Annotated in this window: 18 protein-coding genes and 1 pseudogene; 1 reads left to right on the forward strand and 18 read right to left on the reverse strand. The window is 60.2% G+C overall.

All coding sequences use genetic code 11. The annotated features are described in order from the left end of the window. Positions 1-14: 14 nt before the first annotated feature. The 4 genes from AC2A1F_RS13540 to AC2A1F_RS13555 form a co-directional block, all read right to left on the reverse strand. Positions 15-2,393 (reverse strand): TonB-dependent receptor domain-containing protein, encoded by a 2,379-nt coding sequence (locus AC2A1F_RS13540; protein ID WP_484209294.1) that lies wholly within the window; start codon positions 2,391-2,393, stop codon positions 15-17. A gap of 6 nt (positions 2,394-2,399) precedes the next feature. Then, on the reverse strand, positions 2,400-3,047 hold the full coding sequence (locus AC2A1F_RS13545; protein ID WP_484209295.1) for a carboxypeptidase regulatory-like domain-containing protein: 648 nt from the start codon (positions 3,045-3,047) through the stop codon (positions 2,400-2,402). A gap of 88 nt (positions 3,048-3,135) precedes the next feature. Continuing rightward, the gene (locus AC2A1F_RS13550; RefSeq protein ID WP_484209296.1) at positions 3,136-5,283 is read right to left on the reverse strand and encodes an FAD-dependent oxidoreductase; all 2,148 of its coding nucleotides are present in this window, start codon (positions 5,281-5,283) and stop codon (positions 3,136-3,138) included. Positions 5,284-5,298: 15 nt separating this feature from the next. Then, complete coding sequence (locus tag AC2A1F_RS13555; protein WP_484209297.1) at positions 5,299-6,456, reverse strand: FAD-dependent oxidoreductase; 1,158 nt, start codon at positions 6,454-6,456, stop codon at positions 5,299-5,301. 122 nt (positions 6,457-6,578) lie between these two features. Here AC2A1F_RS13555 and AC2A1F_RS13560 point away from each other — a divergent pair, with 122 nt between their 5' ends. Next, a complete protein-coding gene (locus AC2A1F_RS13560) occupies positions 6,579-7,340 on the forward strand; it encodes a DUF1499 domain-containing protein (protein ID WP_484209298.1) in 762 nt (253 codons plus the stop codon). 26 nt (positions 7,341-7,366) lie between these two features. Here the strand turns inward: AC2A1F_RS13560 and AC2A1F_RS13565 are convergent, their stop codons facing one another. The 14 genes and pseudogenes from AC2A1F_RS13565 to glpD form a co-directional block, all read right to left on the reverse strand. Beyond that, positions 7,367-7,879, reverse strand: coding sequence for a DUF3237 domain-containing protein (locus tag AC2A1F_RS13565; protein ID WP_484209299.1), 513 nt, complete (start codon positions 7,877-7,879; stop codon positions 7,367-7,369). A 1-nt stretch (position 7,880) separates the two neighbouring features. Continuing rightward, on the reverse strand, positions 7,881-9,164 hold the full coding sequence (locus tag AC2A1F_RS13570) for an alpha/beta hydrolase family protein (protein WP_484209300.1): 1,284 nt from the start codon (positions 9,162-9,164) through the stop codon (positions 7,881-7,883). Continuing rightward, positions 9,085-9,567 (reverse strand): alpha/beta hydrolase, encoded by a 483-nt coding sequence (locus tag AC2A1F_RS13575; RefSeq protein ID WP_484209301.1) that lies wholly within the window; start codon positions 9,565-9,567, stop codon positions 9,085-9,087. The genes AC2A1F_RS13570 and AC2A1F_RS13575 overlap by 80 nt, the downstream gene beginning before the upstream one ends. 2 nt (positions 9,568-9,569) lie before the next feature. Further along, positions 9,570-11,171, reverse strand: coding sequence for a TonB-dependent receptor (locus AC2A1F_RS13580; protein ID WP_484209595.1), 1,602 nt, complete (start codon positions 11,169-11,171; stop codon positions 9,570-9,572). A gap of 9 nt (positions 11,172-11,180) precedes the next feature. Continuing rightward, positions 11,181-11,579 (reverse strand): TonB-dependent receptor plug domain-containing protein, encoded by a 399-nt coding sequence (locus AC2A1F_RS13585; protein WP_484209302.1) that lies wholly within the window; start codon positions 11,577-11,579, stop codon positions 11,181-11,183. A gap of 229 nt (positions 11,580-11,808) precedes the next feature. After that, positions 11,809-12,402, reverse strand: coding sequence for a FadR/GntR family transcriptional regulator (locus AC2A1F_RS13590; RefSeq protein WP_484209303.1), 594 nt, complete (start codon positions 12,400-12,402; stop codon positions 11,809-11,811). A gap of 111 nt (positions 12,403-12,513) precedes the next feature. Further along, positions 12,514-12,978, reverse strand: coding sequence for a hypothetical protein (locus tag AC2A1F_RS13595; RefSeq protein ID WP_484209304.1), 465 nt, complete (start codon positions 12,976-12,978; stop codon positions 12,514-12,516). Positions 12,979-13,103: 125 nt separating this feature from the next. After that, the gene (locus AC2A1F_RS13600) at positions 13,104-13,919 is read right to left on the reverse strand and encodes a DeoR/GlpR family DNA-binding transcription regulator (RefSeq protein ID WP_484209305.1); all 816 of its coding nucleotides are present in this window, start codon (positions 13,917-13,919) and stop codon (positions 13,104-13,106) included. A 109-nt stretch (positions 13,920-14,028) separates the two neighbouring features. Then, positions 14,029-14,805: a TonB-dependent receptor gene (locus tag AC2A1F_RS13605; RefSeq protein ID WP_484209306.1), complete on the reverse strand. Its 777-nt coding sequence runs from the start codon at positions 14,803-14,805 to the stop codon at positions 14,029-14,031. A gap of 5 nt (positions 14,806-14,810) precedes the next feature. Next, complete coding sequence (locus AC2A1F_RS13610) at positions 14,811-15,524, reverse strand: hypothetical protein (protein ID WP_484209307.1); 714 nt, start codon at positions 15,522-15,524, stop codon at positions 14,811-14,813. Between the two features lie 159 nt (positions 15,525-15,683). Then, positions 15,684-17,183, reverse strand: a complete 1,500-nt coding sequence (glpK, locus tag AC2A1F_RS13615) for a glycerol kinase GlpK (RefSeq protein ID WP_484209308.1) — start codon at positions 17,181-17,183, stop codon at positions 15,684-15,686. A gap of 84 nt (positions 17,184-17,267) precedes the next feature. Further along, a pseudogene (locus AC2A1F_RS13620) lies at positions 17,268-17,876 on the reverse strand (MIP/aquaporin family protein); the annotation flags it as partial. A gap of 12 nt (positions 17,877-17,888) precedes the next feature. After that, positions 17,889-18,098 carry a hypothetical protein gene (locus AC2A1F_RS13625; RefSeq protein WP_484209309.1) on the reverse strand — a complete coding sequence of 70 codons (210 nt, stop codon included), beginning with the start codon at positions 18,096-18,098 and terminating at the stop codon, positions 17,889-17,891. 13 nt (positions 18,099-18,111) lie between these two features. Then, positions 18,112-19,620: a glycerol-3-phosphate dehydrogenase gene (glpD, locus tag AC2A1F_RS13630; protein WP_484209310.1), complete on the reverse strand. Its 1,509-nt coding sequence runs from the start codon at positions 19,618-19,620 to the stop codon at positions 18,112-18,114. Positions 19,621-19,709 lie beyond the last annotated feature (89 nt).

Consider the following 19,709-nt stretch of genomic DNA (forward strand, 5'->3'; position numbering starts at 1 on the left):
TCGGTGATTCCCCGTCAGAACTTAAAGGCCGCGCCGAACTGGAATTGGCGCGGCGGTCCGGCATTGCGCTGCACGAAAGGTACGCCTCCGCCGAACTGCACCTGATTGGACGTGGTGGCGGCATTGGCAAAGCCGGATTCGTTGTTGGTGTTGAAAAGGTTGAACACATCCGCGCTCAATTCAAACCGGCCGCCAAAGCCGGCAATGGCATAGCGCAGGCCCAGATCGACCGTGGCCGACCATGGCAGCCGCGCGGAGTTGCGCGTCTCGCCCGGATAACGATCCGAATTGCCGACAAAGTTTTCGCCGAAGGACGCGCCATCGCCATTGAGATCTTGCGTGCCGAAGATGCGCGCATCGGGCACGAGGTTCACCGGCTGGCCCGACTGGAACAGGCCGGCCACGCTCAGCGTCAGTCCATCGAGCGGGTAGATATAGCCGACCGCCGAAATCACATGGCGGCGGTCATTTGCGGACGGGCCTCGTTCGGTGCTGAAGTCGTTCGCATTGGCGGCGCGGAAATTGATGTCGTCGGTATTGTTGGTGAGCTTTGACAGGGTGTAGCTTAAGCGGAAGGCGTAGGCATCGGCTCCACGCACCTTGTTTACTTGCAGGATCAAGGCTTTGTATTCCGCTTCACCGGCCATTTCGGTCACGGTGATCTGCCTCGCGCCGCCGGGGATCAGCTTAACCGGGCGGGTGACATCGGCAGCAGCTACCGAGCGGACGAGGCCCAGCGCTTGGGCGAGCGCGAAGCGGGCGGCGTTATCGGCTTGGCCTTGCAGCAGTGCGATGTTGGCGGGGGTGAGGTTCGCAAGGTTCGGGGTAAAGGGCGCGGGCGCGTTGAGATCACGCAGCCGCGCCAGATTGCGGGTGCGGCTGTAGATCAGATCAGCCGACAGCGTGAGCGCATCGCTGGCCTGAAACTGGTAGCCCCCGCTCAATTGCAGGCTCCACGGGTTCTGGTAGCCGGTGGGACTGAGAATGCGTGCTTCGCCCAGTGTGGCACTATCGCGCAAGATTTGGACTTGTGCTGGGGGCGGGCAGGCGGCAGCCGTGGCGCAGGTGGGCGACACTGTGAGATTGCCATCGAAGGTCACCCGCGAAAGGTCGGTCCCTGCGGGCAGGATACCCTGCGATTGCAGTGCCGCAAGTTGGGCAAGGAACCCGGGTGAAGTGGTATTGCGCTGAAGCGCATCTGAAATGACGGCGTAGGACAGCTTGCCGTTGAACAACCCCGCGCCAAACCGCAGCGTGGACCGCGCATCGGGCCGATAGTTGAGCGAGAAGCGCGGCGCGATGTTGTCGGTATCGCCACTGCCGCTGCCTTGCGCGGTCAGGCTGTCATAGTCCCAGCGTAGGCCGAGCGTCGCCGTCACCTGCGGGCTGAGCTGCCATTCATCCTCGACGTAGAAGGCCAGCTGAGTCTGTAGGGTGCCAAAAGTCTGCGGGCGCAGTTCGACCGCGTAGTTGGCGACGGCAGGATTGAGCGCGAGCACATCCTGCGCGGTCAGCGCCAGCCCTCTGCCGCCAGCGGCCAGACTGGCGAGTTGGCCCGCTGTCAGGTCCACCGTGTAGTTGCCATCGGGATTGCCGCCGCCCAGCAGGGCAAAGTCGGCGTGGATCACATCGGCACCCACGCTTAGCTTGTGGCTGCCCAGCTTGCGTTGCAGCCGGTGCGTGGTTTGCCAGGTTTCTTCCAGATTGTTGAAGACAAAGCCCGGATGACCAACGACGCCCACGGTCAACCCGCTGGGATCGCGGATGGCCACTTGCGGCCCAGCGGGCCCTTTGGGCTTGCCATAGTTCCAGCGAAAGCGGCTGAACTGGACCGCACCGTCATAGCTCCATGAATCGCCTGAATAGCTGGCAGTTGCGGCAACAAGTGTGGAGAAGCGGTCCTGATCCGATCCCGCCGAAGGAAAGGTCACATTGCCGCCGCCAAGCGCTCCGCCCGGGCGGTCAATCGTGACGCGGCCGATATTGGCGCGCAGGCCCAGCGTCCAATCCTCGGTCAGCCGATAATCGAGCCGGACCGAACCGAGCAGGAATGCGTTGTTGCCGGTCACATTGGCCACGGTTCCCAAGGCGGGCGCATCGACCACCTGCACATTGCGATCACGCGTATATTCGAGATTGGCGTAGAAAAAGGTCTTGTCGCGCACCAGTGGCCCGCCGATGGCACCGCCTGCCTGATAGCGCTCGAAACTTTCACCCACGGCGTTGCCCGAAAGGTCGCGGCGCGGGAAGGGGGAGCGGGCGTCGAAGGGGCGGCCGGGGCGCACCAGCGCATAGGCTTCGCCGTGGTAATCGTTCGTGCCCGATGGGGAGGTGTAATTGACTATGCCATTGGCGGTGCGCCCATAGGCCACCGAATAAGAGTTTGCGAGCACCGTCACTTAGCGGGTGAAGCCCAGCGGCACCGGGAATTTTATGCCGCCAAGGAAGTTCTCGTTGTTGTCCATCCCATCGAGCAGATAATTGGTATCAAGGCCGTTCGAGCCGTTGATCGAGATCGAGGGCGCTTCGGGAAAGAAGCCGGTCGATGCTACCACCCCCGGCAGGCGGACGAGCGCGCCCAGCACATCGCGCCCTTCGATCGGCAATGCGGCCAGTTCCACGCGGCCAATCGAAGCCGAAACCTCGGCATTGACTGTGTTGAGCCGGGTAATGCCGCGCGCGCCGGTGACGACGATGGCCTCAGTGCCCACGGGCGTCAGGCGCAGGGTGACGCTGCTGGTGAAGTTTGCGCGCAAAGTGACGCTGGCCTGCTGGTCGCTGACATAGGCCCCGGCAACCCGCGTGGTGACGCGATAGGTCCCCGCTGTGGTGAGGCCTTCGACGCGGACAAAGCCTTGCGCATCAGACCGCAGGGTGCGGGAAAAGCCGATGTCTTCGTTCTCGATGCGCACTTCGATATCGGCGGCGGGCTGGTTGGTGGCAGCGTCCACCAGCGCGATCTGGATGCCCGCCTGCTGGGCCATGGCAGGCGCGGCACAGGCAACGGCAGCAATAGCGGCAGACAGCAGGAGACGAGACGAAAGCAAGCAGGTTCTCCGGTTCAATCCACGGTTTTGCAAAGCACGGGCTGTTTGTGGCGAGTGCGCGGCAAAGCTTCCAGTGCTTTGCTTCGCCCTATCTGCGTCGCCATGTGTGATAACGCTGCACCCACCGCAATAGGCCTTCGGGGGCGTGCTTCTTCTTCCACGCTCCGGCGGCAAACTTATTGGCTTCGGCCATGGTTGGGTAAGTGTGGATCGTGCCTAAGATCTTGTTCAGGCCAAGGCCGTGCTTCATCGCCAGCACATATTCAGCCAGCAGTTCTCCGGCATGTTCGCCGACGATGGTAACGCCAAGGATCTTGTCTTTGCCCGGAGGGGTCAGCACTTTGACGAAGCCTGCCGTGGCGCTGTCGGCAATGGCGCGATCAAGTTCGTGCATCGGGAATATAGTGACTTCGTGGGGGATGCCCTGTTCGGCCGCTTCCTGTTCGTTCAGGCCCACGCGGGCAACTTCGGGATCGAGGAAGGTTGTCCACGGAATGACGCGGTAATCGGCCTTGAAGCGTTTGAACTGGCCGAACAGCGCATTCACGCTGGCAAACCACGCCTGATGGGCGGCCACGTGCGTGAACTGATAGGGGCCGGCAACATCGCCCGCGGCATAAATATTGGGATAGATTGTTGCCAGATATTCGTCGGTTACGACGGTCTTTTGCGTTTCGATGCCAAGTGCTTCGAGCCCATAGCCAGATAGCCGCGCCTTGCGCCCGACCGCCACGATCAAGGCATCGAAGCCGATGGCCATTTCCTGCCCTCCTGCTGATACGACAACCTGCCTGTCTGGCCCGTTTTCCACGCGCAGCGCTTCATGGCCGGTCAGCACGGTCACGCCTGAGGCTTCCTGCGCTGCGCGGGCGAGGTCGGACACGTCAGTGTCTTCGCGCGGGAGCAGGCGGTCGCCCCGCTCGATCTGAGTCACTTGCGCGCCCAGCCGGGCGAAGGCCTGCGCCAGTTCAGAGCCGATAGGGCCGCCGCCCAGCACCACGATGCGCCGGGGAATTTCGTCGAGGCGGGCAAATTCTTCCCACAAGGTATCGCTGGTGAGATAGCCTGATTGCGCCAATCCTGGCAGGTCGGGCACCAGCGGTTCGGCCCCGGCGGCGATGATGATCGAGCGTGTGGTGAGGCGCTGCGATGTGCCATCGTTGCGCGCGATTTCGACCGTCCACGGATCGATGATCCGGGCATAGCCCTGAACCACGTCAACCCCGAGGCCGGTGTAACGCTCCACGCTATCGTTCGGTTCGATGGTGGCGATCACATCGTGGATGCGGCGCATCACCGCCTTGAAGCTGAAGCGCGGGTCGGTGTTTTCAAGACCATAGTTTTCGGCATGGCGCATGGCATGGGCAATACGCGCAGACTTGATCAGCGCCTTGGACGGCACGCAGCCATAGTTCAGGCAATCGCCGCCCATCTTTGATGCTTCGACCAGCGTGACCTTGGCACGCACGGTGGCCCCGATCAGCGAGGATACGAGCCCTGCTGCACCAGCCCCGATCACCACCAGATTGCGATCAAACCGTTTTGGCTTGCTCCAGCGCGCATAGACGCGGCGGCGCTTGATGGCGGCCATCACCCATTTGCCCAGCCACGGCAGCAGGCCAAGCGCGGCAAAGGATGCCAGCAGCCCGGGCGAGGCGATGTCTGCCAGCGTGCTGATCTGCGCCAACTGCGTGCCCGCGTTGACGTAAACGATGGTGCCCAGCAACATACCAACCTGGCTTACCCAATAGAAAGTCCATGTCCTGATCGGGGTCAGCCCCATCAGCAGGTTGACCGCGAAGAACGGGAAAACCGGAACGAGCCGCAGCGAGAACAGATAGAACGCGCCATCGCGCGCAACGCCATCGTTCACCGGCTTCAGCCGTGCGCCAAAGCGCGCCTGCACCGCATCGCGGAATAGGTAGCGAGACGCCAGAAACGCAAGTGTTGCGCCGATTGAGGAGGCAAAGGAAACCAGAACCGTCCCTGTCGCCACGCCGAAAATAGCGCCTGCGGCCAAAGTCATGATCGCCGCGCCCGGAATGGAAAGCGCTGTGAGCAGGACATAGACGAGAAAAAACACCGCGAGAACCTGCAGCGGGTTTGTCCGGTAAAATCCGTCAATGGTCGATTGCTGCGCTTTGAGCGCGTCCAGCGTCAGATACTGCCCGAGATCGAACAGGAACCATGCGGCAAGCCCAAGCAAAAGCAGCCCAGCAACGGCAATGCGTTTCAAAAAATCGCTCCTTGATTAAGCGGCAGGCCGTTCAATTTTGGGCAACGGCATATTGGGATCATGACGCGCGGCCTGAGTGTATAGCCTAACGAAACGCCGGTCGATCCAATCCTTGAGCGCCCATGCCCAGCGCCCGGTCGAAACAAAGCGGCCCCATGATGCTATCGCCCGCTTGTCGCCCGTTGCCAGCAAGTAGAGCGTGCTGCTGCGAGGCTGGTACTGGCTGAGCGTGGTGCCGTTCAACGTGGCGCGCAAGTTTGCCGCGAGTACCGGGCCTGCTTTCACAGCATGAACCCCAGACCGTTCGAGTTTGCGGTCGGTCCGGTTTATGATGTCTCCAGCGGCAAAAATTGCGGGGTGGGAAGCGCTGCGCAAATCCGCACCAACGGCCACGAAGCCTGCCTGGTTGCAGGCAAGGCCGGATCCGGCAAGCCAGCGCGGGGCCCTGCTGCCGGTTGCTGCGATAACACAATCAACCGGCAGGAATGTGCCATCGGACAGGCGCAAGACGTCTTCGGTGGCTGCGGCGTGGGCAAAGTGCACAGTTATCCCGCGTCTTACCAGTTCTGCCAAAGCTCGCTCGCGCACGGCGGCAGCGTGGCCTGCGAGCAAGCCCTTTTCCGAGGAGACGAGCGATATCCGTGCGTTGGTGAACCTGTGGTGGACCGCTGCTGCCGCGCCCAGCGCGAGTTCCACGCCTGCAGCGCCGCCACCCACCACGGCAATGTTGATGGACGAAGTGCGGGCGTTCTGTTCCAGCAAAGCGGACCAACGCTCGATGAATGCGCCTACCGGCCTTACAGGCAGGAGCCGGTCGCCTAGCATCGTGAGGCTGGAAATGTCGGTCTCACCGCCGGTTGCCAGCGAAAGCAGATCGAACGCCACCTCCTCACCCGTAGACAGGGTCAGAAACTGGCGATCGGGATCAAGCCCGACCACATCGGCAATCACCAACTGCGCCCCGGCCTGCTGCGCCAGCGGAGCCAGATCTATCAGCAGGTCACTGGCCCGATAATGCCCCGCAAGCCAGCCCGGAAGCATCCCGGAATAGGCGGTATGGCGCGAGGACGTGATAAGCCAACACTCCGTATCGGGCAGTGGAGCGGAAGCCCAGTCTGCCAGCACCGCCAGATGGGCATGGCCGCCGCCTGCAAGGATTACACGACGTGTCATCGTTAGGCCTGAGTTCCGATGTCAGCAGTTCGTGGTCGTACGAACATGCTTGGCCTTACACCGATCCCGGCAGGATGCGCGCAATGATTGACGCGGACTCGCTTTCCTGCTGACTTAAACGCATGAACCTGAATAACCCCGATATCATCAAGCGCGCGGGCCGGGCTACCGGCCTTGCGCGGTGGTCAATGCGCATCGCCATTGCATCTGTTGCCATAGCGGCCATCGGTCTAACGCTGGCGCGCTATGATGTGATAGCGAAAATGGCCGGATTTTCGGCACTGCTCGGTGGCGCGTTGGTTGCGCTGGTGGCGCTGCTGATCGGGTTATGGGCGCTGTTTGCGGGGCGCAGTGCAGTATGGCCAGCCCGCACTAAGGCTTGGGCGGCTATTGCTATTTCCTTGGTCTACGTCGGTTTTCTGGCAAGCCGACCGTTGGTGGCGGGCGATGGGCCTGCCATTCATGATCTGACCACCGATCTTGCCACGCCGCCGCAGTTTGAGGTTCTGCCGCTCAGAGCTGATAACCTTGTGGGCGTTGACACAGTCGAAAACTGGCAGCGTATTCATGGCCAAGCCTATCCCGATCTTGGCCCTGTCACGATTGCCAAACCGGTGGCGGCCGTGACAGCTGATGCTGTCCGCCTTGCCGAAGCCGCTGGTTGGGACGTTGCCAAAGCCGATCCGGCGCGGGGTCATGTGGAGGCCACGGCCAGCGTTTCGTACATCCGATTCAAGGATGATGTGGTGCTGCGGATCGTGCCAACGCCCGACGGAAAAGGCAGCCGGGTGGATATGCGCTCGGTCAGCCGCGTCGGGGTTGGCGATCTTGGCGTGAACGCGCGCAGAATTCGTGAATTTCTGGCAGCGCTGGCTGCAGCTTGATCCTGCCGCTGGGATGCTGAGGCCAATCAGAGCACTTCGTAGAAGCGCAAGACCACCTGTTTAAGCGTGCCATTGGCATCCATCACCGGTTCGATGGTGGACGTGAAGACCGACTTGTTGAGCCAATCGTGCGGGCCCACTGGTGCGGTGAAAACCGGATTGGCGCGGGCATAGGCCCCACGCGCTTGGCTGGGCGGGCAGGCAAGGCCGACATTGCGGATGTGGATCAGGCTCTTGTCATCTGCGCGGATGAAATAGTCCGCGACGATTTCGGAGCAGCCGTCCTTGCGGATCAACTGCCAATCCGCGCCACCGGGCAGGATCGTGCCATTGAGTGCCGGGCCTTTGACCGTTCCGCCTAGCAGCCCGATACGATTACCTGCGCCGCGCGGCCCTTCGCCTGCCGGTTCGGGCGTTTCAAGGTCCACGCGTTCTTCGAATACGAAACGCAGTGCAGGCGCCGCCGGGTCTGCGGCTTGCGCAGCAACAGGACCTGCAGCCAGAAGGACACAAACCAAAAGCGGTGCGATACGGATCATGTCAGGCTCCGATAGGTTGGGTGGCAACGAGCGTCCATGCCACAAACAGCCCTGACACTAGCCCAGCAGGCACCACCGTGCCTAGACGGCGCTGAGAGACCGCACCAAAGAGGCCGCAAAAGCCAAGAAACACGGCCAGGCCGATGGTTTGGATCACGCGCAAGCCTTCGTTGGGCAGCAGGAGATGCCCGGTGGCGGCAAGGGTGCCGTACTGCGCAATCAGGAACAGCACAAAACCTCCCGACACGGCGGCCATTGCACGGACGGTCGCCAGGGCAAGGCTTCCCTGCTCAAGTGGTGCAACGGTCTGGATCAACCGCAACGATGCAAGGCTGCTGGCGATGAAGAACGGCGCATAGAGCAGGAAATCGCCCAACCGTTCCGCGTCAATCGTCCTGATCGTGTTGAACCACCAGCCAGGATTGACGTGCAACAGCCGCTCCGCCAAAAACACGAGCGCATAGGCAGGAGCAAGCGCCAGCAGGGCCACGGGCAGGGCTGATGGCGCTTCGCCAAGACTCAATGCTGCGCGCTTACGCCGCAGCACGAGTGCTGATAGGGCAAAGTTCAGCAAGGCCCAACCCGCGATCTGGTTTGTGAACGTCTGCCGGAAAAGCACGTTCTGTCCCAGCAGCGCCTCTGTTGCCATGCAGGCAGGAATGAACAGCAGCGCTGACACGATGGCAGTCGCGGCGAGTTCGATGTTGCGCCGTGCTGATCGGGTGGTGCTGGCAGGTGCCGCAGTGCTTGCCGGGCCAGTGGACATCAGCCCTGCAATCACCAACGGCAAGGCCAGCAGGGCGAGGAGCCCACCAAATTCGCGCCACGGCCAGATCTGGTCCTGCGCGGGGATCAGCTTTGCCCCGTCCAGCGTCTGCGCGAACCATTCAAGCGCTGGCGTGATGCCGGTGGAGGACTGGTGAAGCCATGCGTGGGTTACATTGGGAGTCAGCAGTTTGCGGGCACTGCCATCGGCAAGGTTGCCGTAAAGTTTGCCCGGAACCACTGGTGCGGTGCTGCCAAACAGATCGCGCAGCTTTTGCACCGATCCCGTCTGCAGCGGGGCTTCTGGCCCCCACATGATGCCGCCAAATTCATCGCGGGTGCCGTAAACTACCAGCAGGTTGCGCGGGAAGGCGCGGGTGCCCTCGGGTGCGAAGGGTGCGCCGACGCTTGACCCTTCAAGCACCAGCGAGCGGTAGCCATCAGGGTGGGCCTTGGCGGCGCTGAGCACCGTCCAGCCCCCCAATGCTGTGGCCTTCCAGACCGATGTTGTTGCGATCAACGAAGGGCAAGCTGCGTAGGTGCGCCAGCGCATCGGGGCCGCCAAAGCCATCGGCAAAGGCCACCGGATCGCTGCCACCGTGCCCGCGCTGATCGGGGGCCAGCACAACATAACCGCGCCGCGCATATTTCGTGGCAAAATTGCCCTGCATTTCAGCGCTGTTAAGGTAGCCATGCACCGCCAGAATGGCAGGCGCAGGGCTTTGCGGGGTGGCGCTATCTGGCCGGAACTGCAACGCGCGCATGGTTGCGCCGCTTTGGCCCCGGAAGTGGATTTCAGAAACGGTCACCCAGTCGCCTACCTGAATCCTTGCAGCAAGGAACAGGCCTGCCATGGCAACAAGCAAGGCGGCAAAGGCGACCAGCGCCCCTGCCTTGACCCTGTTGGAAGAACCTGTTGCCATGATCAGAACTTCGCCTGAAAATCAACGTCATAGCGGCGGGGATAGGGCACCGTGCCAAAACGCAAGTTGGTGTTGGTTTCGATCCCCACGCCGACCAACATCTTGTTATCGCTTAAGTTCTTGCCCCACAGGCCCAGTTCGTACTTGCCATCATCGAAGGACACGCCAACGCGGGCATTGTATTCCTCAAAGCCGGGCGTGCGCCCCAGGCTGAAGGGGAACACCTTGTCGTTATAGGCGGTGAAGAACTGCGAGCTTTTGTGCACCATATCGCCATGGAGCGAAAGCTCGGCCGATCCGCCCAGCGGGACGGTATAGTCCGCCGCCGCGCTCATGGAGAACTTCGGCGCTTCGATCATGCGGTTTCCGGCAAGGTCGGTGCCGTTCAGCACAAGGCTGGTGTACTTTGCATCAAGATAGCCCAGTCCTGCGGAAAGGCGGAATTGGGGGGTGAGGGCGGCGTTTATCTCTGCCTCGATCCCGTTGATCCGCGAACGGCCCGCGTTGACCAGCGCCTGATTGATCACCGAGATCGAATTGATGAATTGCTGATCCTTGAACTGATAATGGAACGCTGAAAGGTTGAGCGTCACCTTGCGGTCCAGCAGGCGGCTTTTGATGCCCACTTCATAGGCATCGAGAAACTCGGGCTTGGCGATGTTCAGATCGCCGGGGAAGACCAATGCCCCGCCATTGAAGCCGCCGCTGCGATAGCCGCGGGCATACTGCACAAAGGCCATGAAATCGGACGACGGCTTGTAGCGAAGGCCGAGCCGTCCGCTTGGCTGGGTTTCGGTGTAATCGACATTGGTGGTGGGAATGCCAAGGCCGGGAATGTTCACGACCGAGCGGAAGTTGCGCATGGTCGCCTTATCATGTGTCACGCGGATACCGCCATAGAGGCTGATGGTGGGCGAAAAATCGTATGTCCCGTCCATGCAGGCCGCATATGATGTGCGGGTCTGGACATATGTATGGCGTCCTTCAAATCCGCCATCGACTTCATTGAGGAAGTAACCCTTCAAGTATGACGAGATCGAGGTGAGCGTAACATCAGCCAAATCCTTGTTGATCGTAAGATTGATGTCATCGCCGCGCACGCGGATGCGGCCATCACGATCATAATAGCCCTCACGCGCATCAAGCCGCGCTCCGGTGGTGGGATCGCGGCGTTGATCGAAGCCGAAGGCATTGGTATTGCCCGGCAAATAGCCGGTGACATTGGTGCCCACCGCTTCGGGCGAACTGCGTATGTAGCTGTAGCGCAGGGTCGCGTCGAAACCGGCATCGTCCTGATACTTCAGCGCGGCGCGCACGACGACTTTGTTGAAGTTCGATTTGTCACGGCCACCGGGCAGCAGGTTCTTGACGAAACCGTCGCTGTCGCTGGTATTGAACGAAACGCGCAATGCAAGCCGATCTTCCACAAGCTGAGTGTTGGCCGCACCTTGAAGGCCGACGTAATTGTAGTTGCCCAGTTCGCCCGAGATGAAGCCTGAAGTATCGAACTGTGGCGCGCGGGTTACATAGCTGACCGCACCGCCCACGGTTTCCTTGCCAAACAGCGTCCCTTGCGGCCCGCGCAGCACTTCGACGCGGTCCATGTCGAACAATTATGCGCCGCCCAGGAACGAGGCGCGGACGAAGACTTCATCATAGAAGATGCCGGTGGGAGACGAGGCATTGAGATCAAAAGCCGATTGCGCAATGCCGCGCACCGAGAATTTGGGCTGATCTTCATTGCCCAACACGCTAACCGACAGGTTGGGCGTCTGGCGCGCAAGTTCGGTGCCGCTGCGCATCTGCAGCATGCCAAGCGAGGAGCCAGACACGGCGGTGATGGCGATTGGCACGTCCTGCACGCTCTGTGCGCGCTTTTGTGCCGTAACGATGATTACGTTTGGATCGTTTGACGCTGTTTCCGCAACGGACTGGTCTTGCGCGTAGGCTGGTAGAGCTACGGCGATGATAACTGCAGCGGACACAAGCAGATTCAGGCGTCTGGTGCGCATGCTATTTCCCTCCCATGATGGTCTCACCCGCTTGACGGGGTGACGACCGGCGAATTGCTGATTTTCCTTTGGTTCGTTTTGGATTGGGAAAATAGCGGCCTATTTGACTCCCTGATCAGCACGGGGCGCAGGGCGGGGGGAAGGGGCGCGCGCGACCTGAACTTGCGCGACTGGCGGGTGTGCGCAGGAGCAGGGTTTCATGGGGTGAGGTTGGCCGTGCGCGCAGGCGCTACCAGTAGTTTTCGAGCGCCTTCTGGCAGCGGGACTGGGCTGAAGTGATTGGCGTTACCGGTGCGCTGGTGATGTGATCGAGGATCTGCTGGCTGGCGGCCAGAAGTTCGCGCGCCGCATCATCGGGCAGTTCTGCACTGCGGGTGCGGCGCATCAGAATGGAAGATGCCAGTGCGCGTGCAACGAAGTGCAGCAAAGTGTTGTCGGCCATATCGGCGATATCCCGGATTAAACCGTACCAAGCCTTGCCCAGTTCGGTTCCGTTGGCCGCATGCTGCATCTGGTTGAAGGAGCGCAGGATGTTGGCAAGGCCTTCTGTCGTGCGGCGCTGGCGGGCCAGTTCAATCATGCCCGTGTTGATGCTGCCCAGCACTTCGCGGCAGGCAGAGGCGGAAACGCCATTGGTGGCGAGATAGGCATTGGCGATATGCAGCGCACGGCCAGCATGCGGCGCAGCGGAATAGACGCCGCCACTCCGCCCGCGCCGCACTTCGACATTCTGCGCATCGGACAGAATGCGGACGGCTTCAACCGCTACCTCAAGGCTGACGCCATAATCATCTGCAATAGCGCCTAGCGAGCCCAGCGCCACTTGCGGTGCGCGTGAGAGCGTGATTGCATCGAGCAGGCGAGAGGCAAGCCATCCGGCAAGGCTCTCTGAACGCGGTGGGGCCGTGCTGCTGAATGGCCCAAGCGCTCCTTGCTACAACATTGACCGCACCAGTCTGGCAAGGGCATCATCCCGGCCGTCAACAGCAGGTTCCAGCCAACGGCTTGCCTCGCCAATCGTATCAGCAGCCTTGCAGAGAACCACTTCTTCGGAAACAGCCATCAGGGCCTGATCGAGCGTGGGCGTTACAACCCACAAGCCGCCAAGCCCATTGCCCTCACGGCGCGGTTCCAGAATGCCGCGCAACTGCAGGATACGGCTAGTTTGCCGCACAATTCGACGGCCAACACCAAATTCGCGTGACAATGTGCCTTCGGTGATGGGCCGCAGCTGATCCGGGCCGTTGCACACGGCTTGTTCGATCCGTTCGGCAATGGTCGATGAAGTGGATGCGCCCACGGTTTGCCCATTGACGACCTGTCCGAATAGCTCGCGCGGGCGGGCGAGCGAGGGCGTATCGGGAGGCAAATATCCCGATTTGCCTTCATCACTAGTCAAGATGACTGCGCTGACTATGGCATGCTCCGAACGGACCGCCGACATCAAAGTGAAGGGCGCCTTGAATCACAGACCGGAATTTCGTGTTCAAGGAGAACTTTGGGACTGTTCCCAGATGAGGCCAATCAGCGCGCTTTGCCATCAGGGCGATGCGCCTTTGCATCAGAGGGCGGGGGCATGGTCATCATGACGCGAACTTCAGCCTGTTCGCATACTGCAAGCAAGGCTGGGTCATCGATATGATCGGTTACGAAGACATCGATATCGCTGATATGCCCGATGCGCACGGGTGCGTTGCGGCCCAGCTTGGTCTGGTCAGCCACCAGAGTGACCGAACGGGAGTTTTGCACGATGGCGTGTGATACCTGCACTTCGCTAAGATCGAAATCGAGCAGCGAGCCATCAGAATCGATAGCGCTCGAGCCGATGACGGCAAAATCGACCTTGAAATTGCGGATGAAATCAACCGCTGAAGGGCCAACCGAGGCACGATCGGAATGACGGATGCGCCCGCCCACGACGATGACTTCAATGGCTGGATTTGGCGTCAGGATATCCACCACATTCAGATTGTTGGTGATGACCAGCAGGTTGGTGCGTTTGGCCAGTGCGCGGGCCACAGCCTCGGTTGTGGTGCCAATGTTGATGAACAGCGATGCGCCATCGGGGATCAGCGCGGCTGCGGCAATGCCGATGGCATCCTTGCTTTCCGCCGCCAGTTTCCGCCGCGCTTCATAGCCTACGTTTTCGACACCCGAGGTGACAATGGCGCCGCCATGGACGCGCGTCAGCAGTTCCTGCTCGCAAAGTTCGTTCAGATCCTTGCGGATTGTTTGCGGCGTCACAGAAAGCTGGGTGACAAGATCGTCAACACTCACCCGCCCCTGTTGCCGGGCAAGTTCGATAATCCGGCGCTGACGGGCACTGTTTGATTTGCTCATGCACTGTTTATGGAAACAGACGGTCGGTTTCACAACCTTCTACTTGCGGTGGAAAAGGGCAGCCAGCCTTCCAAAGCCTGCCGTTGAACAGGCTTTGGATCGGCGTGGATCAAAACTTCTTTGACATGGAAAGGCCGATCACACGGCCCAGGGGATTGGCGGTCTGCGGATCAAAGGCACCGTCACCGTTGCCATTGAAGGCAATGTTCACAAACGGCGGATCAGTATCAAACAGGTTGCGCACATCCAGACCGATACGCACGCCATTCAGCACCGCATTGTCCGATGCAAATGCATAGGCAAAGCTCGCATCGATCGTGGTGTAGGACGATACGCGCTTCACAGGCGCGCCCGGCGTTTGCGTGAGGCGGTAGTTGAAGAAATAGGTGCCGCTTATGCCAAGGTCGAACTGGCCTGCGCTTTCAGTGGCAATCCGGTGACGCAGATCGAAATCGAGGCCGGCGGTCCGAGTTGTGGCAAGGTTCTGGTCGCGCCCGTCAACGAACACGGCTTGCGAGGCGAGGATCGGGCCGAACACGGGCAGGGGGGACGCATCGGAGCCGACGCCGTTGATGAACTTGTCGATCAGGGCAGAACAGGCCGCAGACGGGCAAGTGTTGATCTCGCCGGCAAAGGGCGCAGGGTTCTGCAGTATGTTCAGGTTGCTGAGATAAGAGCTGATCTGGTTGCTATAGCTGATGTTGAAGTAGTTTATCGAGATCTTGGTGCCGGGGCTGGCGTCAGGCTGCCATTCTGCGCCGAGGGACCAACTCGTTGCCGTTTCCGGCCGCAGATCAAGCTTGCCGCCACCTGTGGTGTATCCCAGAACCGGGCCGTTCGGCGTGGCATATTGCTGCACGAATACGGCGGCGACCGGGCCAACCAACTGCGTCAGACCCGGCGCGCGGAACGAGCGGCCATAGCTGCCACTAACCAGTTCACGCCAACCTTGGGATTGGTGGAACGGCTCACCACTGAAATCTTGGTGGTGCGGATACCAAGGTCGATTTCCAGCTTTTCCACGCCGGGCATGGTATTGCCCTCGCCAATGATGGGAAGCAGTAGTTCGCTATAAAATGCGTCAGAATCCCGCGAAAGGTTTTTGAGGCCTCCGAATGCCGCGAACGAATTGTCTGGAGTGCCAAGCATCAGCCCGTTGGTTACCTTGTCGGTCTGCCGCTGATAGCCGACGGCCATACGCACGTCACCGCCGGGAAGGGTGATGACAGAGCCGTCCAGCTTCACTTCGCCCACGAATTGCTTGCTGATGCCAGAGGCTGCAAACAGATCGTTGTTGATCGATTGCAGCACGGCAAGACTGTTCGGCCCGAACAGGTTGAGGGCAGCGGCGGGGTTCGTGCTGGCGAGCGCCGCGGCAACTTGCGGCGAAAAGGCGTTGATCCGCACCTGATAGGCCAGATCCTCGTTCCGGCCACAGGTGCCGGTGACGGTCGCCTGCCAATCGGCCCAAAGCTTTGCATTGAGACCAAGGTGGATGACGTAGTTTTCGGACGAGCCCCGATCCGTCCAGGTATTGCCAAGCGCTTGACCGCCAAACCAGCAGTCTACGATGACCGATCGGGCATTGCTGCCCGGAGGTGCCACGAAAAAGGAATTGGCGTTGGTCAATGGTCTGTCAATCAAAAACGAACTAAACGAATTTCGTTTGTCTCTATTAGGAAGCGTGAGGCTCTCAAGCGAAAATGCTCCCCGAACGTTGGTTCGGAGAGTAGAGCAGGGGCAGGGAAACTGGCAGGGTTGGGGTCAGACCGGGTGTTTGTACAGTGCCTGCGCCACCGCCTTGCGCCACCCTGCGACCATCTTTTCCCGATCAGCGCCAGCCATTACGGGTTCAAATCGCCGCTCAAGTGCCCAGATCTCTTCTAGCGCGGAGAGCCCGTCCCACACGCCGGTGGCAAGCCCTGCCAGTGATGCTGCGCCTAGCGCGGTTGTCTCGACAATGCCGGGCCGTTCGACGGGTGCTGTCATGACATCGGCCAGGAACTGACAAAGCCAATCGTTGGCGGCCATGCCTCCATCCACCCGCAAGGCACATGTCGCAGGGCCAATGTCGGCACGCATAGCATCGACAAGGTCCAGAGTCTGATAGGCGACTGCTTCCAGTGCTGCCCGCGCCAGATGGGCCGCGGTAACATCCAGCGTCAACCCGCAGATCAGCCCGCGTGCTTCCGGGTCCCAATGCGGCGCGCCCATGCCGACGAAGGCCGGCACCATGTAGACACCATGGCTATCAGAAACGCGTGTCGCCATGTCGTGCGTTTCGGAAGCGTGGATGATGATACGCAGGCCATCGCGCAGCCATTTTACCGCCGCACCTGCCACGAAAATGGACCCTTCGAGTGCATAAGTGGTAACGCCGTTCAAGCGATAGGCAGGGGTAGTCAACAGCCGGTTGCGTGACATGACCGGCGCTGTGCCGATGTTCATCAGGGCAAAGCAGCCGGTGCCATACGTCGATTTGGTCATGCCAGGATGGAAGCAGCCTTGGCCGAAAAGCGCGGCCTGCTGATCGCCTGCCATCCCGGCAATCGGGATCTCCCGGCCCAGGATGCTTGCCTCCATCATGCCGAATATATGTGCATTGTCATGCACTTGTGGCAGAACGCTGGCTGGAACATCAAACAACTGCAGCAGCGTAGCGTCCCACTGCTGTTCCACGATGTTGAACAACGCGGTGCGTCCGGCATTGGTCGGATCGGTGGCGTGGACTTTGCCTTGCGTCAGCCTTGAGAGCAGAAAGCTGTCGATTGTGCCAAAAGCCAGATCGCCTGCATCCGCTTTTGCCCGCGCGCCATCGACATGATCGAGAATCCACGCAAGCTTTGTGGCCGAGAAATAGGGATCAAGCAGCAGCCCCGTGCGCGCGGTGACTTCGGCTTCGGCACCGGATTGCTTCAGCCGGGCACACACATCGGCCGTGCGGCGGTCTTGCCAGACGATTGCATTATAGATCGGTTTTCCCGTTGCGCGCTCCCATACCACAACCGTTTCGCGCTGGTTGGTTATGCCGATCCCAGCGATATCCTGCACCGCAACGCCCGCGTGGGCCACGGCTTCGCGCATTACAGTAACGGTGTCGTTCCAGATATCTTCAGGATCGTGCTCCACCCAGCCAAGGTGCGGATAATGTTGCGCAAATTCACGCTGTGCCACAGATACGATGCGTGCCTTTGCATCAAAGACAATGCAGCGTGTGGATGTGGTGCCCTGATCAATGGCAAGGATAAAGGGTGCAGTGAACATGGCGGGTCCTATCCTGTCTGAGAAGTGCGGTTGTAGCGGTTCATTGGCGGCTGTGCACCGCCATCAGCAGCAGCAATGTGAGGCTCACACGGCGGAATCGAGCCCCGCAGGTGCGGCGTGGCGGGCGGGCAGGAAAGGGCGGATAAGCCATTGATAGATCGAAGCGCCAACCAGCCCTCCGCAGAACGGCCCGGCCACCGGCACCCACCAGTAATTGCCTGCTGCCGGGAAGGCTGATGGACCCCACCCGGCAAGGAAGGCAAACAGGTGCGGACCGAAATCGCGCGCAGGGTTAATAGGCCAACCTTCCAGATAACCTGCGCCGCCGCCAATCATGGCCACAAGCAGGCCGATAATCAGCGCGCTGGAATTGGCTTGTGGCGCCTGTGTGTTGTATTCCTCGGTAATCGCGAAAATGCCGAGCACCAGAATTGAGGTCAACACGATTTCGTTGAAGAAAGCGCGGATCGGGGTGATGCCCGCACCTGGCGAGGTAAAGAATACACCTGCGGCTCCGCCCTGTTCACGGGTCAGGCCATGTAGCGTGTTGAAATTGTCGATGATGGGTGTGAAAACTATATAGACGATGGCCCCGCGCAGAAACGCGCCAAGCACTTGTGCTGCCCAGAACGGTAACACTTTGCGAACCGGAAACTGGCGATAAACCGCAAGGGCCAGCATGACAGCGGGATTTGCGTGTGTTCCCTATACCGCGCCGGTTACATAGATTGCGATAGTCACCGCAAGGCCCCAAGTGATGCCAACGCCCCAATAGGCGTTCTGATAAGGGCTAGAGTCATAAAGCAGCAGCATGGACGCTGCGCTTTCACCGATAAGGATGATGATCAGTAAACCAATGCATTCCGAAATCAGTTCACCAATAAAGGCCTTTTTCGAGCCAATGACCCCCTCCATACTATTGTTATTGTTAGACTTGTGCCGTCACGCATGATTTTTTGGTAATGTAGTTTTCAAGTTCGGCGTGGCGGACTGCAGGAATGTGCAGGCCCAGCTTTGATCGCCGCCACAGGATGTCTTGCGCGGTCACAGCCCATTCTTCGCGCATCAGGTAATCGACTTCGGCCTGGCTAAGTCCGCCACCGAAATCGCGCCCCAAATCGGCCTTTGAGTGTGCACCGTTCAGGATGCGCCGGAAGCGTGTGCCATAGCTTTGGCCGAGCCGTTTGATCGTGGCAGGATCGAGGAATGGCGCTTCAACTGCGATGTCATCCAGAATTCCAGCGAGGCCGCGCGGCCCTGCATCGCCGCCGGGCAGTGGTGCCGTGGCTGTCCATTCACGCCCCATGTGTGACAGATCAGCCTGCAGCATGTTCGCAGCGCGCTCCCCCAAAGCACGGTGCGTGGTGATCTTGCCGCCAAAGATCGAAAGGAAGGGCGCACCGCTCTGCTTGTCGTATTTCAGCACATAGTCACGGCTAATTTTTGAAGGATTATCGGATTCATCGTCATAAAGCGGTCTGACTCCGGCATAGGCTGACACCACATCGTGCGATGTAAGCGGGCTGCGGAACCAGTCTGACACGGCTTTGCACAGATAATCGATCTCGGCCTGAGCAACCTTCGCCTTTTCCGGCGAACCAGTCCAGTCAACATCGGTCGTGCCGATCAGCGTGAAGTTGCTTTCGTAAGGGATAGTGAAGATCACGCGGCCATCATGGTTTTGCAGCAGAAACGCATGATCGCCCTCATAAAGCTTGCGCGTGACAAGGTGGCTGCCCTTGATCATGCGCAAAGATCCACCCGCGCTTTTGGGCGCGAAAGCGCGCGAAAAATCGGCAGCCCATGAACCCGTCGCGTTGACGATGGCCCGCGCACTGACGGTGAAGGGTACTCCATTTGCGGGGTGTAAACGCGCTTGCCATCGCCCACCCATGGACTCTGCAGCTTGAAGCCGGGTTCGCGTCATGATCGTGGCGCCACGCTCTGCAGCATCAAGGGCGTTGGCGATCACGAGCCTGCTGTCATCTCCCCAGCAATCTGAATAGGCATACCCACGCTGTACTTCGGCCTTGAGCGGTGCGCCCATCGGATCGCTCGACAGATTGACCGACCGCGAACGGGGCAGGCGGCTTTTGCCGCCCAGTCGGTCGTAAAGGAACAACCCGGCCAGCATCATCCAGCGCGGGCGCATGGATTTGTCATGCGGTAGCAAGAACGTCAGCGGGCGGATCAGATGAGGCGCGGCCTGCATCATCCGCTCCCGCTCGGCCAACGATTCACCGACGAGACGGAATTCGTACTGTTCGAGGTAGCGCAAGCCGCCGTGGATCAGCTTGGTGCTGGCCGACGAGGTGTGCGCTGCCAGATCGTCCTTCTCCACCAACAAGACGCGCGCATCCCGGCCTGCGGCATCGCGGGCAATCGCAACGCCGTTGATGCCGCCACCAACCACGAGAATGTCGTACTGAGTCATCATGCGTTTGCTCTCGCAAAAAATACATACGAAAGTCAATAATGTTCGTTTGTAGCGTTTTTTCTCGAAGGATGGTGCGGCGGGGATCGCCT

Source organism: Novosphingobium sp. HNCC26BN242, assembly GCF_057180525.1.

What these genes read in the sequence shown, in the direction of transcription:
- glpK (WP_484209308.1), bottom strand. Translation starts at nt 17,183, where the DNA reads ATGTTCACTGCACCCTTTATCCTTGCCATTGATCAGGGCACCACATCC.
- AC2A1F_RS13555 (WP_484209297.1), bottom strand. Translation starts at nt 6,456, where the DNA reads ATGACACGTCGTGTAATCCTTGCAGGCGGCGGCCATGCCCATCTGGCG.
- AC2A1F_RS13565 (WP_484209299.1), bottom strand. Translation starts at nt 7,879, where the DNA reads ATGATCCGTATCGCACCGCTTTTGGTTTGTGTCCTTCTGGCTGCAGGT.
- AC2A1F_RS13600 (WP_484209305.1), bottom strand. Translation starts at nt 13,919, where the DNA reads ATGAGCAAATCAAACAGTGCCCGTCAGCGCCGGATTATCGAACTTGCC.
- AC2A1F_RS13580 (WP_484209595.1), bottom strand. Translation starts at nt 11,171, where the DNA reads ATGGACCGCGTCGAAGTGCTGCGCGGGCCGCAAGGGACGCTGTTTGGC.
- AC2A1F_RS13585 (WP_484209302.1), bottom strand. Translation starts at nt 11,579, where the DNA reads ATGCGCACCAGACGCCTGAATCTGCTTGTGTCCGCTGCAGTTATCATC.
- AC2A1F_RS13560 (WP_484209298.1), top strand. Translation starts at nt 6,579, where the DNA reads ATGAACCTGAATAACCCCGATATCATCAAGCGCGCGGGCCGGGCTACC.
- glpD (WP_484209310.1), bottom strand. Translation starts at nt 19,620, where the DNA reads ATGATGACTCAGTACGACATTCTCGTGGTTGGTGGCGGCATCAACGGC.
- AC2A1F_RS13625 (WP_484209309.1), bottom strand. Translation starts at nt 18,098, where the DNA reads ATGGAGGGGGTCATTGGCTCGAAAAAGGCCTTTATTGGTGAACTGATT.
- AC2A1F_RS13575 (WP_484209301.1), bottom strand. Translation starts at nt 9,567, where the DNA reads ATGGCAACAGGTTCTTCCAACAGGGTCAAGGCAGGGGCGCTGGTCGCC.